The 13,335-nt window shown below is 33.6% G+C and carries 16 protein-coding genes; 15 read left to right on the top strand and 1 reads right to left on the bottom strand.

Annotation, left to right across the window (positions count from 1 at the left end):
* The first annotated feature begins 13 nt into the window (after window positions 1–13).
* The 8 genes from TKV_RS06050 (at window position 14) to safA (ending at window position 7,098) form a co-directional block, all read left to right on the top strand.
* Entirely contained in the window at window positions 14–985 is a 972-nt protein-coding gene (locus tag TKV_RS06050; protein WP_049685180.1) for a sulfide/dihydroorotate dehydrogenase-like FAD/NAD-binding protein, read from the top strand.
* Window positions 978–2,261 (top strand): FAD-dependent oxidoreductase, encoded by a 1,284-nt coding sequence (locus TKV_RS06055; protein WP_049685181.1) that lies wholly within the window; start codon window positions 978–980, stop codon window positions 2,259–2,261. The genes TKV_RS06050 and TKV_RS06055 overlap by 8 nt, the downstream gene beginning before the upstream one ends.
* Before the next feature lie 20 nt (window positions 2,262–2,281).
* The gene (locus tag TKV_RS06060; protein WP_049685182.1) at window positions 2,282–2,992 is read left to right on the top strand and encodes a pseudouridine synthase; all 711 of its coding nucleotides are present in this window, start codon (window positions 2,282–2,284) and stop codon (window positions 2,990–2,992) included.
* 107 nt (window positions 2,993–3,099) lie between these two features.
* Window positions 3,100–3,372 carry a GNAT family N-acetyltransferase gene (locus TKV_RS06065; RefSeq protein ID WP_236617446.1) on the top strand — a complete coding sequence of 91 codons (273 nt, stop codon included), beginning with the start codon at window positions 3,100–3,102 and terminating at the stop codon, window positions 3,370–3,372.
* A gap of 53 nt (window positions 3,373–3,425) precedes the next feature.
* Window positions 3,426–4,259: a polyamine aminopropyltransferase gene (gene speE, locus TKV_RS06070; protein ID WP_049685183.1), complete on the top strand. Its 834-nt coding sequence runs from the start codon at window positions 3,426–3,428 to the stop codon at window positions 4,257–4,259.
* Between the two features lies 1 nt (window position 4,260).
* Window positions 4,261–5,127 carry an agmatinase gene (speB, locus tag TKV_RS06075; RefSeq protein WP_049685184.1) on the top strand — a complete coding sequence of 289 codons (867 nt, stop codon included), beginning with the start codon at window positions 4,261–4,263 and terminating at the stop codon, window positions 5,125–5,127.
* A gap of 79 nt (window positions 5,128–5,206) precedes the next feature.
* On the top strand, window positions 5,207–6,604 hold the full coding sequence (locus TKV_RS06080; RefSeq protein WP_049685185.1) for an oxaloacetate decarboxylase subunit alpha: 1,398 nt from the start codon (window positions 5,207–5,209) through the stop codon (window positions 6,602–6,604).
* A 104-nt stretch (window positions 6,605–6,708) separates the two neighbouring features.
* Window positions 6,709–7,098 (top strand): SafA/ExsA family spore coat assembly protein, encoded by a 390-nt coding sequence (gene safA / locus TKV_RS06085; RefSeq protein ID WP_148307255.1) that lies wholly within the window; start codon window positions 6,709–6,711, stop codon window positions 7,096–7,098.
* Window positions 7,099–7,129: 31 nt separating this feature from the next.
* Here safA and TKV_RS06090 read toward each other — a convergent pair whose 3' ends face one another.
* Entirely contained in the window at window positions 7,130–7,768 is a 639-nt protein-coding gene (locus TKV_RS06090; RefSeq protein ID WP_049685186.1) for a hypothetical protein, read from the bottom strand.
* Window positions 7,769–7,850: 82 nt separating this feature from the next.
* Between TKV_RS06090 and surE the strand changes: the two genes are divergently transcribed.
* The 7 genes from surE to TKV_RS06120 all read left to right on the top strand — a co-directional run bounded on the left by surE (window position 7,851) and on the right by TKV_RS06120 (window position 13,230).
* Entirely contained in the window at window positions 7,851–8,609 is a 759-nt protein-coding gene (surE, locus tag TKV_RS06095; RefSeq protein WP_049685187.1) for a 5'/3'-nucleotidase SurE, read from the top strand.
* 272 nt (window positions 8,610–8,881) lie between these two features.
* The gene (locus TKV_RS14270) at window positions 8,882–9,004 is read left to right on the top strand and encodes a hypothetical protein (RefSeq protein ID WP_268870078.1); all 123 of its coding nucleotides are present in this window, start codon (window positions 8,882–8,884) and stop codon (window positions 9,002–9,004) included.
* Window positions 8,988–9,851 (top strand): MurR/RpiR family transcriptional regulator, encoded by an 864-nt coding sequence (locus TKV_RS06100; protein ID WP_049685188.1) that lies wholly within the window; start codon window positions 8,988–8,990, stop codon window positions 9,849–9,851. The genes TKV_RS14270 and TKV_RS06100 overlap by 17 nt, the downstream gene beginning before the upstream one ends.
* Before the next feature lie 270 nt (window positions 9,852–10,121).
* The gene (locus TKV_RS06105) at window positions 10,122–10,829 is read left to right on the top strand and encodes a hypothetical protein (RefSeq protein ID WP_049685189.1); all 708 of its coding nucleotides are present in this window, start codon (window positions 10,122–10,124) and stop codon (window positions 10,827–10,829) included.
* A 19-nt stretch (window positions 10,830–10,848) separates the two neighbouring features.
* Complete coding sequence (locus TKV_RS06110) at window positions 10,849–11,469, top strand: histidine phosphatase family protein (RefSeq protein ID WP_049685190.1); 621 nt, start codon at window positions 10,849–10,851, stop codon at window positions 11,467–11,469.
* Between the two features lie 5 nt (window positions 11,470–11,474).
* Complete coding sequence (locus TKV_RS06115) at window positions 11,475–12,695, top strand: BaiN/RdsA family NAD(P)/FAD-dependent oxidoreductase (protein ID WP_049685191.1); 1,221 nt, start codon at window positions 11,475–11,477, stop codon at window positions 12,693–12,695.
* Window positions 12,696–12,768: 73 nt separating this feature from the next.
* Window positions 12,769–13,230: a hypothetical protein gene (locus tag TKV_RS06120; protein ID WP_049685192.1), complete on the top strand. Its 462-nt coding sequence runs from the start codon at window positions 12,769–12,771 to the stop codon at window positions 13,228–13,230.
* Window positions 13,231–13,335 lie beyond the last annotated feature (105 nt).

The raw sequence follows: 13,335 nt of genomic DNA on the forward strand, positions 1-13,335 counted from the left end.
GAGGTGATATAAGTTGGCAAATAGATTAGAATGCATTGATGCAGCCACAGATTATTGCCCTTGCTATTTGGCAGAATTAAATGAATGCATCGTGTGTTCTCAACTTCAGGGCAAAAATTTTTGTGATTGCAATTGGAGAGGTGTGTGTATTTATCAGGAATTTGTGTGGGCAGGATACAAAGCCAAAGCTACGCGTAGTACAATATTTTCAAAAGTGTTAAAAAAAGAAAAAATTAACAAAGAAGTTATTATTTTAACTTTAAAAGTTCCTAACAAAATGGCCCGTGAACTAAACGAACCCGGTTCTTTTGTTTTTTTGAGGGGAATTTCCAGTCCATCTTTTTTTGACACTCCAATGTCTGTGATGTTTGCAGATGAAATGGAGGGAATTATTAAAATAGCAATACAAGTTAATGGACCCAAAACAAAATTAATTCAGCAATCGCAAGGAGAGGAAGAAGTATATCTTAGAGGTCCCTATTGGAATGGTCTTTTAGGTCATAGGTACATAAAAGGAACTCATAATTCGAAAGCTTTAGTTGTTTTAAGAGGTATTGCACAAGCACCTGGGGTAATAGTAATTTCAAAGCTAATAAACAATAAAAATAATGTAATTGCAATTATAGATAAAGGTAAAGTTGGCGTAAATTTTATAGGAGATTATATAAAAGATTTTGACATAACAACAGTTGATACAGACCTTTTGAGTGAAGAAGGCCAAAGAATTTTAAAAGAGTTAATCAAAGATAAAGGAATAACACTTGTATACAGCGGTGGTTCAGATGAACAGCACGTAAATATTTTAAATTACTTGGAGTTATACAACAAAGAAGCTTATTTAGCTGTTTCGAATAATAACACCATATGTTGCGGAGAGGGGATTTGTGGAAGTTGTGAAGTGCAAATTGGGGACCAAAAGGTCCGAATGTGTAAAGTTCAAGTGGATATTAGAAAAGCATTAGAAAGGAAGATGTTAAATGGTTAAAGTTGTTGTAATAGGCGGAGGCTGGGCTGGTTGTGCAGCTGCTTTAACAGCAAGAAAAGCAGGAGCAGAAGTGGTGATTCTTGAAAAAACTGATATGCTTTTAGGATGTGGACTTGTAGGAGGAATAATGAGAAATAACGGAAGATATACTGCGGCAGAAGAACTTATATATTTAGGTGGCAATGAGCTTATAGAAATAACAGACAAAGCAGCAAGACATGTAAATATAAATTTTCCTGGCCATGCCCATGCAAATCTTTATGATGTAACAATGGTAGAACCAATGGTGAGAGAAATGCTACTTAAAAAAGGAGTAACAATAAAATTGATGGCAAGAGCAACAGATGTCGTAATGAAAAACAGCAAAAGAATAAAAGGAATTGTTTTAGCAGACGATACCGTTGAGTATGGTGATGTTTTTATTGAGGCAACGGGTTCTACAGGTCCAATGGGGAACTGCTTAAGATATGGAAATGGCTGCTCTATGTGCATACTTAGGTGCCCCTCCTTTGGTCCAAGAATCAGTATAAGTTATAGAGCGGGAGTAGAAGACTTGTTGGGTATGAGGGCTGATGAGGTGTATGGTGCTTTCAGTGGTTCTTGTAAACTCAATAAAGATTCCCTGAGCGAAGAAATAAGAGAAAAATTAAATAAAGAAGGTGTAGTAGTGCTACCTGTCCCTAAAGAAGATATCAACATGGAGAAGTTGAATTTAAAAGTGTGTCAGCAATACGCATTGCCAGAGTACGCAGAAAATGTTATACTATTGGATACTGGACACGCAAAACTCATGACTCCTTTTTATCCTCTGGAAAAATTGAGAAAGATTCCAGGTTTAGAAAGAGCGAGATATGAAGATCCTTATTCTGGTGGCAAAGCTAATTCTGTGAGATATTTGTCAATGGCTCCACGAGATAATGCCATGAAAGTAATAGGCTTGGACAATTTGCTGTGTGCTGGTGAAAAATCCGGGTTGTTCACTGGTCACACTGAAGCAATGGTGACGGGATGTCTTGCAGGGCACAACAGTGTAAGATTAGCACTTGGTATGCCTCTTTTAGAATTGCCGAGGAATTTAGCATCAGGTGATTTGATAGCTTATGCTAATGAAAGCATAAAGACAAAAGAAGGTCTAAAAAAGAGATATACTTTTGCAGGAGCGGAGTATTTTGAAAGAATGAAGCAATTAGGTCTTTACACTACTGATACCAATTTGATAAAAGAAAGAGTTATGAGGAATAATTTATTAAAAATATACGATGAAAAACTGGTATAATAATTGATGGGTGAACACAAATGGAAAGATTGCAAAAATACTTGGCAGAGTGTGGAATAGCTTCTAGAAGAAAATGTGAAGAATATATTTTACAAGGAAGAGTAAAAGTAAATGGAAAAGTGATTAAAGAGCTTGGCACAAAAATTAATCCTGATGTTGACATAATTGAATTTGATGATAAAATTGTAAAAAGGGAAAGGGAAAAGATTTATATAATGCTGAACAAGCCAACAGGATATATTACTTCAGTAAAAGACCAATTTGGAAGACCAACAGTGTTAGATTTGGTTAAAGTAAAAGAGCGTATATATCCTGTTGGCCGCTTGGATTATGATACATCAGGACTTCTTTTGCTTACAAACGACGGAGAAATAGCTAATATTTTAATGCATCCAAGGCATCAGATTGACAAAACCTATATAGCTAAAATTAAAGGAGTGCCTACAGAAGAAGAATTAAATAAATTTAGAAATGGAATTTTTATAAATGGCTATATGACTTCCAAAGCGGAGATAAAAATTTTAGATGTAAAAAATGGTACAAGCCTAGTAGAAATAAAAATCCATGAAGGGAAAAATAGACAAGTGAGAAAAATGTGTGAAGCTATTGGACATCCTGTTATTTCATTAAAAAGAATTAAAATAGGTGAATTATCTTTGAAAGGACTAAAAACTGGAGAATGGAGATATTTAACTGAAAAAGAAATAGAATATCTAAAAAGCTTGAAGTGAGATATGTTTTCAATAAAATTTACGAAAAAAGAAGATTTTGAATTGATTAAAAAATAGCAATTGACTGCAATATCGTAACACCTTTAAATTATTTGGAAGAAATTTTTATGATTGCGAGGGAAGACAAACCCTTTGGTTTTATTTCTATGAAAGTGGAAAATAATAATGCTATTATAACTAATTTAGCAATTTTGCCACAGTATCAAAATAAAGGTTTTGAAAATTTAATGGTGAGAGTAATGCTTAATCACGCCATTGACATGGGGTTAGAAAATGCTTACGTTAATTTGCCTTTTTACAAAGATTTTTTTTATGAATTGGGTTTTAGAGAAAAAGGCGATTTTCTGGCAGTTAAATTAAAAGAATTTTTTAGGGAGTAAAAATTATTTTTTTAATAAAATAAAATCATTAAAAACTTTGGAGGTGTTTTACTGTGGAATTGTGGTTTACAGAACATCAAGATGAAAATTTGAGGTTTTCTTTTAAAGTAAAAGAGACGTTGGTGGTAGAGAAAACTCCATATCAACATTTAGCAATACTTGATACATATCAGTTAGGAAGAGTATTAACTTTAGATGGAATTGTTCAAACAACAGAAAAAGACGAATTTGTATACCATGAGATGATAGTCCATGTACCGCTTTTTACCCATAAAAATCCTAAAAGCGTATTGATTGTCGGTGGTGGCGATGGTGGTTCAGTGAAAGAAGTGTTAAAACATCCTTCTGTTGAAAGAGTAGTGTTAGCAGAAATTGATGAAGCAGTAGTGAGAAATTCACAAAAATATCTCCCTACTATAAGCTATGGTTTGCAGGATAAAAGAGTAGAAATAATGATTGGAGATGGAATAAAATACGTAAATGAACACAAAAATGAGTTTGATGTGGTAATAGTAGATTCTACAGATCCAATAGGACCTGCAGTAGGATTGTTTACTTTTGATTTTTATAAATCAGTTTATGAATGCTTGAAAGATGATGGGATTATTGTTGCACAGACAGAATCGCCATTTATTTATGGAAAATTGATAAACAAGCTAAGCAAAATGTTTAAAGAAATATATCCAATAACAAAAGCTTATATATGCACTATACCCACTTATCCGGGAAGTTTGTGGACATTTACAATGGGATCTAAAAAGTATGACCCTGAAGAGGTGGATATAAACTCTATTCCGAGAATAGATACAAAGTATTACACGCCTGAAATTCACAAAGCAGCTTTTGTGTTGCCTAAGTTTGTGAAGGATATTTTTGATGAGGTGTAACATGATACAAGAGGATGTTTTTGTTAACACCGGTAAATTCCTTGGCGCGATTGAAAATTATGAAAAGTCAGATGTAGTTATAGTAGGACTGCCTATGGATTATACAGTAAGTTTTAAGACAGGAAGCCGATTTGGACCTTCTGCTATAAGACAAGCTTCATACGGCTTAGAGGATTACAGTGTGTATCTGGATAGAAGTTTGCAAAATAGAAATTATTGTGACTTAGGGGATGTAGTGTTTCCATACGGAAATGTTGAAAAAAGTTTAGATGTGATTGGTAAAGTAGTTAAAAATATTTTGCAAGACGACAAAAAGGGATTGTTTTTAGGAGGAGAGCATTTAGTAACATATGCGATTATAAAAGAGTATTTCAAAAAATACGGAAATGACCTAATAATCCTCCATTTTGATGCTCATGCTGATTTGCGAGAGGAGTTTTTTGGAGAGGTTTATTCCCATGCGACAGTTATGAGAAAAGTTTGGGACTTTTTCAAGGACAAAAATCTATATCACTTTGGTATAAGGTCAGGTGTAAAAGAAGAGTTTGACTTTGCAAAAGACCATACTCATATGTTTTTGTACAAAGTAGTTGAACCTTTAAAAAACACAGTGAGTGAAATAAAAGACCGCCCTATTTATATTACATGGGATATAGACGTTGTAGACCCTGCTTTTGCTCCTGGTACGGGGACGCCAGAACCAGGAGGCATAACTTCAAAAGAAGCGTTAGAAGCAATACATCTATTGAAAGATTTAAACGTAGTGGGGATGGATTTAGTAGAAGTATCTCCCTCCCACGATTTAGCAGGAATAACGACTTTTTTGGCTGCTAAGCTTATCAGAGAATCCCTCCTTTCGTTTTTCTAAAACTTTTGAGCCATTTTGGCTCTTTTTTATTTTTTTTAGCAGCTAAAAATAGTATAATATATTATGAGGAGGTATTAATATGAACAGTAAAGTTAAAATTACGGAAACTGTATTAAGAGATGCGCACCAATCCCTTTTAGCGACAAGAATGTCAACAGAAGAAATGCTTCCTATTGCGGATAAATTAGATAAAGTAGGATATCATTCCATAGAGGCATGGGGAGGAGCTACTTTTGACGCTTGCATGAGATTTCTCAATGAAGATCCATGGGAGAGGTTGAGAAGGTTAAAGAGCAAAATAAAAAATACGCCATTGCAGATGCTTTTAAGAGGACAAAATTTGTTGGGGTATAAGCATTATCCAGATGATATAGTGACAAAATTCATCGAGAAGTCTATTGAAAATGGCATAGACATAATAAGAATTTTTGATGCATTAAATGATGTACGAAATCTTGAAGTTGCTATTAAAGCTACAAAAAAGGCGGGAGCCCATGCTCAAGGTACACTGGTTTATACTATAAGCCCTGTTCACAACATTGACCATTACCTTAAAGTAGCAAAAGAGCTTGTACAATTAGGTGTTGATTCAATATGCATAAAAGACATGTCTGGAATCCTAACTCCTTATACCGCTTATGAATTAGTGAAAAGCCTTAAAGAAACAGTAAATGTTCCTATACAGTTGCACAGTCATTATACCAGTGGTATGGCAGCTATGACCTATTTAAAGGCAATAGAAGCTGGGGCGGATATAATAGATACTGCTATATCTCCTTTAGCATTGGGGACTTCTCAGCCTGCAACAGAGACTATGGTAGCTGTATTAAAAGGTACTCAATATGATACAGGATTGGATATGGAACTATTATCTGAAATTGCCGAGCATTTCAAAGAAGTAAAACAAAGTCACAGCAAAGATTCTGATCTGTCTATGGTTACGGGAGTAGATACAGACGTACTAATTTACCAAGTTCCAGGTGGAATGTTGTCAAATTTGATTTTACAATTGAAACAACAAAATGCGTTGCATAAATATGAAGAAGTATTAAAAGAAATTCCCAGAGTGAGGGAAGATTTAGGCTATCCACCTCTTGTTACTCCTATGAGTCAGATGGTGGGAACACAGGCGGCTTTAAATGTAATAACTGGCGAAAGATATAAAATGGTTCCAAAAGAAGTCAAAGACTATGTAAAGGGGTTGTATGGAAGGCCACCTGCCCCTATTTCTGAAGAAATAAAAAAGAAAATAATAGGAAATGAAGAAGTGATAGATGTTCGGCCAGCTGACCTTTTGAAGCCGCAATTTGAAGCGATTAAAGAAGAAATAAAAGAATACTACGAACAAGAAGAGGATGTTTTATCTTATGCCCTATTCCCTCAGGTAGCAAAAAAATTTTTTGAATACAGACGAGCTCAAAAATACAAAATAGATGCGACTCTTGTCAACATGGAATATATGACATATCCGGTTTAACAGGGAAGTTACTCCCTGTTTTTTTTATTGCTTAAATTCCTTCACTGTAACATAATTTTTTATCCTTCATAACATGTATTAGGAAGTAGAAAGGAGGAAATAGGATGGCTTTTGATATGCCTTATTACCATCATTATCCTTACCATCATCACCCGGCTTACTGTAAAACAATTTACACAGTAAAACCGGGAGATACAATGTGGTCAATAGCTAATATGTTTGGAATAAGCCTTGACTGTTTGATAAGAGCAAACCCGCAGATACCAGATCCAAACTTAATATATCCAGGACAGCAAATATGCATACCATTTTATTGCCCACCGCCAAAACCTGAAACTTGCAGAACAATTTACACAGTAAAACCGGGAGATACAATGTGGTCAATAGCTAACATGTTTGGAATAAGCCTTGACTGCTTAATAAAAGCAAATCCGCAAATACTTGATCCAAATTTGATATATCCAGGACAACAGATATGTATACCTTCTGCATAGGGTTTAGTTGTTAGGGTACCTATAAGGTGCCCTAACAACTAACATGTAGATAAATAGTGTTAGGATAATTGCTTATGTACTTTATAACTTTTACTGGGCCCGGTTGAATATTTTTGCCACATTTCAAACAAGTATAATTTTTTGATTCTTTTAAGTAGGAATAACTCACTTCTATGTTTAAATGTCCGTATTTTTTCCAACTATCCCAACCAGTTTTACACAATTTAGATCTATTTTCATAATCTGCGTATACCCATCTCAATAATCGGTGAAAATGAAAAGGATATTTTGTATATCTTAAAAATTTTTCTGGCAACCCTAAGGAAAGTGCATAATCTTCAAAAGACCTTTCTATGACATCTTGAAGAGGATTTAGTATTTGTGTACTTTCCCAATTATGCCCTTCTTTTTCTAACCATTTTCTCAAGTTATCAAACATATAACCTCTACAAACCAGTATTTTTTCTTCTTTATCTGTTCTAAGCTTTTTTAAGAGAGTCTTTGCTATTTCACAAGCTTTTACTAAATATAGTTTCTTTTTGAAATTTTCTTCGCTATAATATTCTATGGGAATTATATCACAGAGAAATTCACCAGTTTCTACTCTCATAGCTCCAATACAAGTTCCGCCTACCAAACTTCCACTTCCTGCGTCATCTATTTGTATCACTGTATCACTCCTTGCCTATATATAAATTTTATAATAAAATCAAAGTAATTATACACAAACTTTACATAAGAGGAGGTAAAAAATGAAAATACTTCTTACTAATGACGATGGAGTTCACGCATTAGGAATTTTAAAATTGGCGGACTATCTTAAAAACAAATACCATGTCATTGTTGTAGCTCCGGAAAGAGAAAGAAGTGCTGTAAGTCATGCGATTACTCTTCACAAACCTTTAAGGCTTAAGAAAGTAAAAGAGGAAAATAACTTAAAAATATATGCTGTCAACGGTACCCCTTCTGACTGCGTCAAATTGGGAATTGAAGTAGTGCTGGGACAAAAACCTGACCTTGTGATTTCAGGAATAAATGAAGGTTTAAACCTTGGTACAGACATATTATATTCCGGTACAGTATCAGCTGCTATAGAAGCTGCTATTTACGGTATTCCAGCTATTGCAGTATCTCTGTCTGAAAAAGCAGAAGTAGAAGATAAACGCATTTATAAATTTTTGGAAAATTTAATAACAAAAGTCTTACAAAAGGGTATTCCTGCAAACACATTATTAAATGTAAATATACCAGATTTAAAGGAAAACATAAAAGGAGTAAAATCTACAATATTAGGAAAAAGAACTTACATTGAAACTTTTCAAAAAAATTTTGATCCAAGAGGAAAAGAGTATTATTGGATGGCAGGAAAGATTTCAGAGGCGGAAAACGACGAACGAACAGATATAGTCTCTGTCAAAAATGGTTATATCTCTATTACTCCTATACATTTTGATTTGACCAGCTACGACATGATAGATGACATAAATTCTTGGAATTTAAAAATAGAGTGAATATCAATTTAATTTTATATGATGCAAGAATTGTATCAAAAATGTTCGTGACATTTATAATTCATTTTATGGAGGATTTTTTATTTTTGTATAGAATATACATATTATAGAGAAAAATTTGATGAAGGTAATAGATTGGTAAAAAATAAAGAACTGATAATAATTAAAGAATGGTGTAAAAACTGCACAAAACATAGTAGGGAAAGCTTTTGTCGCAAATATAGTGTCTTTAGGTGTGATAGCTGAGTTGACCAAATGTCACAAAAGAATCATTGGAAAAAGCTATTTTAAATAGAGTGCCCCCAGGGACAGAAGAGATGAACAAAAGAGCTTTGTTAGAAGGATATAATCTTGTGAAAATGAGGGGTGTAATAAAATATGAGCAAAACGGATGATTTAATAAAAAGAATACAGGATAATTATGCAAAGTTAAGCAAAAGTCAAAAGATAATAGCAGAATACATTATAAACCACTACGATAAAGCTGCTTTTATGACGGCAGCAAAACTTGGTGCTAACATTAATATAAGCGAATCAACAGTTGTGAGATTTGCGAACACTTTAGGATATAATGGATATCCAGAACTTCAAAGTGCCCTGCAAGAGCTTATAAAAAATAAACTTACCACTGTTCAAAGGCTGGAAATGACAGAAGAAACAGATGAAATTGCGATATTGAACAATGTTTTAAAATCTGATATAGAAAACATAAAAGAAACTCTCACTGAAATAAACAAAGAAACTTTTAAAAAGGTAGTATCTGACATTTTTGAAGCAAAAAAGATTTATATAATAGGTTCAAGAAGTTCTATAGCTATTGCTGAATACTTGGGATTTTATTTAAACTTGATTCTTGAAAATGTATCAGTCGTAAAACCAGGTATATCAGACGTGTTTGAACAAATACTGCGGGTTTGTGAAAAAGATTTAGTAATTGGAATTGGTTTTCCACGTTATTCAAAGAGGACTTTGGAAGTTTTAAAATATGCAAAATCTCAAAACGCAAAAATTGTCACAATAACGGACAGCCTTATTTCCCCATTGACTTCCGTTGCTGATGAAATATTGATTGCTAAGAGTAACATGGCTTCTTTTGTAGATTCACTAGTAGCACCTCTTAGCCTTGTTAATGCCCTTATTGTAGCTGTAGGGTTGAAGGAAAAAGATAAAATAGCAGAAACATTTGAAAAGCTAGAGAGCATTTGGGATGAATACGGCGTGTATTTATCAAAATTATCTTAAAAAATGTTATTTTTTTTGAAGAATTATCAAAAAATTTGTAGAAGTATATATGAAGAGGTCATCGATTGATGGATCAATAAAAGTGGTGTTCAAAGGATACCAGGCTCAACACAACGATGCTATATATAGGACCTACAAAATGTACAGCCCTGCTGTCATTACTGGAAAGCCTCTGATATACGGTATTTATAAAGGGCTTCATTGAAGACCTTTTTTATGTGGTAAAATATATAAAAAGTTTTTAAGAAAAGCGAGGATGGGGTGTCCTGTATGATGCGCAGTCTGTTGACTGTGGATTGGGATTATTTCATACCCTCCAAAAGAGAATGGATGGCTTCTTACGCTGAAAACGAAAAAAACATGACACAGCTCTGGTATAAAAGGTATATAAAAAGCGCTTTGGTAAGAGAAAATTTAGAAGAAACAATAAAAGTAGGGCCAATAGCGAAGGATTTTTGGAACAAAGTAAAAAAGCACTTCACATTTGCAAAAAACGTCAAAATATTTGTATCTGAGTCTCATAAGGTTGGATATTATCTTGCAAAAAATTTTAACTGTGTTGAAGTATATTCTTTTGACGCCCACGCTGACTTGGGATATGGAGGTTTTTCTTCTTTGGATTTTGAACTTAACTGTGCCAATTGGCTTGGCAAACTTTTAAGAGAAGACATAATAAAGAAAGCTAATATAATCTACAGTCCATATACTTTTGAAAAACCTTCGGATTTTGAATACATTAACAAGGCGTATTGGGTAAGTTACTACACAAGCATTGAAAGTTTACCTCAAGATATTTTTATAGAAGTCATTCACATCTGCAGGTCAGGCATATGGACACCACCTTGGCTTGATGGCAAGTTTGAAAAATTTGTGATAGAATTAGGACTACCTTTCCGCAAGGTTGGCATAAAGGAAAGAGAATGGAATATTTCAAAACTTTCTTATTCGGACCAAATTTTTTACCTCAATTTTGCATAAAAGTTTAAGGAGGAATTATATGACAACACGCCTTTATATAGCGCGACACGGACAATCGGAGTGGAACCTAGAAAATAAAATTCAGGGAATACAAGATACAAATTTAACAGAAACAGGTATAAGACAGGCGCAATTGTTAGCCAAACGGTTAAAGAGTGAAAAAATAGATTGTATATATTCCAGTGATTTGAAAAGAGCGCATGAAACGGCGCAAATAATTGCACAAGAGTTTGGACTTGAAGTTAAGAAAATTCCTGAGCTTAGAGAGATGTCTTTTGGCGTCTGGGAAGGACTCACTGCTGAAGAAATAAATAAATTGTATAAAGAAATATATCAGTTGTGGCGTATAAATCCAGATAAAGCCGTTATAGAAAAAGCAGAAACTTTAAAAGAAGTTCAAAAAAGAATTTTAATAGAAACTTACAACATAATTGAAGAAAACCGCGGGAAAAATATTTTGATAGTTTCCCATGGCACTTCGATAAAAGCATTAATTTTAGGTATTTTAGGTATAGATTTGAGTTTTTATCCTAAAATAAGACTTGACAACACTTCTCTTAACATAATAGACATTAAAGAGGACGGAAAAGCCGTTTTGGTATTACTAAACGATACTTGTCATTTAAGGAGCGATGTATAGACAAAATGAAAAAAGTATTTGTAATAGGCGGCGGAGCAGCTGGAATGATGGCAGCATTATCTGCGGCAATGAAGGGGAAAGATGTAAGCATATTTGAAAGAAATAATATTTTAGGTAAGAAATTATTGGTTACAGGTAATGGAAGGTGCAACATAACCAACTTTGCTGATAAAGAAGAATTTTTTGAGAATGTTCCAGGTAATAGTAAGTTTTTGTACAGTGCTTTTAGCAAATTCTCCAACAAGGATTTAATAGAATTTTTAAATGCTTACGGTCTTAAAACAAAAGTAGAAATGGGGTTGAGGGTTTTCCCTGTATCTGACAAATCCGTCGAAGTGAGAGATTTTTTTGTTAATATGCTTAATAAATATCATGTGAAAATTAATTATAACTCCAGAGTAAGTGATATAAAAGTGGAAAATGGGTGTGTAAAAGGGATAGTTGTAAATGAGAAATTTCTTAGTTGTGATAGGGTGATATTAGCCACAGGAGGTCTGTCCTATCCTACTACAGGATGTACAGGAGACGGGTATGAAATTGCAAGAAAGTTGGGCCATACCATTATCGAGCCTTTTCCTTCTTTAGTGCCAATGGTAACTGAGGAGGATGTAAAAGAACTTATGGGACTTACTTTAAAAAATGTCAAAGTGGCTGCTTATGCTGGTCAAAAACTTATAAAAGAAGAGTTTGGAGAGATGCTCTTTACTCATTTTGGATTATCAGGACCAGTGATATTGACTTTAAGCAGGTTCATCCATGATTATTTAAATAGAGATGATTTGATGATTAGAATAGATTTGAAACCAGCTTTGAGTTTAGAAAAATTAGAAGAGAGATTATTGAGAGATTTTAACAAAAATCTCAATAAAAACTTAAAAAACGCTTTAGAAGTCCTGTTGCCTCACTCTTTAATCCCTTGTATTATAACTAGATCTAACATAAGTCCTGACAAAAAAGTGAGAGATGTCACTAAAAAAGAGAGAAAAGAACTATTATACAATCTAAAAAACCTCACTTTTAAAATAAAAAAGCTAAGGCCTATAAGGGAAGCTATAGTAACAGCAGGGGGTATAAGTACAAAAGAAATAAACCCCTCTACTATGGAATCAAAAATAGTCAAAGGACTATTCTTTGCAGGAGAAATTATAGATGTTGATGGTTTGACAGGAGGTTTTAATCTTCAGATTGCTTTTTCTACAGGATATGTAGCTGGAATAAATGCATAAATAAAAAAATGCGGGAAACCGCATTTTTTTATTTATTTTGCATAATATATAATACAAGAAAAGGAGGATAAATATGGGAAGAAGAGCAAAAAGAAAAAAATATCGCTACATTTACAGTGAGACTATACTGGTGGTCTTGATAATGTTAGGGCTTTTAAGCATTGCCATAACGCAACTTTTGATGACAAATGATGATATAAGAGTTTTTTTAAATTCTACGGAAAGATTAGAAGGTATCAATCTGAACTCCAATCTTTCAAAAGAAGGCAGTATCACAATAGAAGTTATAGAAAAAGATAAAGCTTTGAATTCTTTTGTGTTGTTGGATGGTGAACCTGTGACAAATTTTCCTACAAAGTCTGTTAATGTCATTGTAAAGCCAAATCAAATCCTTGAAATAGATGGTACTCAAGAAGACCAACCCTTGCATTTTAAAATTGTAAATACCAGTGACAATGTGATAGAGCCACAAAATACAGCCGTCGTGAAAGTCGATAGAAATATCCAGAAGATATGCATGGTAAAGCTAAAGTAAAATAAAATATTGTTATATGTCTTATTATGCTATATAATATTTAACAAAGGACAAACAAAAAGAGAGGAGAATGCCATATTAAAACCATAAGAGGAGCAATTACTA

Origin of the sequence: Thermoanaerobacter kivui, from assembly GCF_000763575.1 — a bacterium.
In the GTDB taxonomy this organism is placed as follows: domain Bacteria; phylum Bacillota; class Thermoanaerobacteria; order Thermoanaerobacterales; family Thermoanaerobacteraceae; genus Thermoanaerobacter; species Thermoanaerobacter kivui.

Bases quoted from the DNA above. Each gene is read 5' to 3' on its own strand.
- TKV_RS06055 (WP_049685181.1), top strand. From the start codon at position 978: ATGGTTAAAGTTGTTGTAATAGGCGGAGGCTGGGCTGGTTGTGCAGCT.
- TKV_RS06060 (WP_049685182.1), top strand. From the start codon at position 2,282: ATGGAAAGATTGCAAAAATACTTGGCAGAGTGTGGAATAGCTTCTAGA.
- TKV_RS06065 (WP_236617446.1), top strand. From the start codon at position 3,100: ATGATTGCGAGGGAAGACAAACCCTTTGGTTTTATTTCTATGAAAGTG.
- speB (WP_049685184.1), top strand. From the start codon at position 4,261: ATGATACAAGAGGATGTTTTTGTTAACACCGGTAAATTCCTTGGCGCG.
- TKV_RS06080 (WP_049685185.1), top strand. From the start codon at position 5,207: ATGAACAGTAAAGTTAAAATTACGGAAACTGTATTAAGAGATGCGCAC.
- safA (WP_148307255.1), top strand. From the start codon at position 6,709: ATGGCTTTTGATATGCCTTATTACCATCATTATCCTTACCATCATCAC.
- surE (WP_049685187.1), top strand. From the start codon at position 7,851: ATGAAAATACTTCTTACTAATGACGATGGAGTTCACGCATTAGGAATT.
- TKV_RS06100 (WP_049685188.1), top strand. From the start codon at position 8,988: ATGAGCAAAACGGATGATTTAATAAAAAGAATACAGGATAATTATGCA.
- TKV_RS06105 (WP_049685189.1), top strand. From the start codon at position 10,122: ATGATGCGCAGTCTGTTGACTGTGGATTGGGATTATTTCATACCCTCC.
- TKV_RS06110 (WP_049685190.1), top strand. From the start codon at position 10,849: ATGACAACACGCCTTTATATAGCGCGACACGGACAATCGGAGTGGAAC.
- TKV_RS06115 (WP_049685191.1), top strand. From the start codon at position 11,475: ATGAAAAAAGTATTTGTAATAGGCGGCGGAGCAGCTGGAATGATGGCA.
- TKV_RS06120 (WP_049685192.1), top strand. From the start codon at position 12,769: ATGGGAAGAAGAGCAAAAAGAAAAAAATATCGCTACATTTACAGTGAG.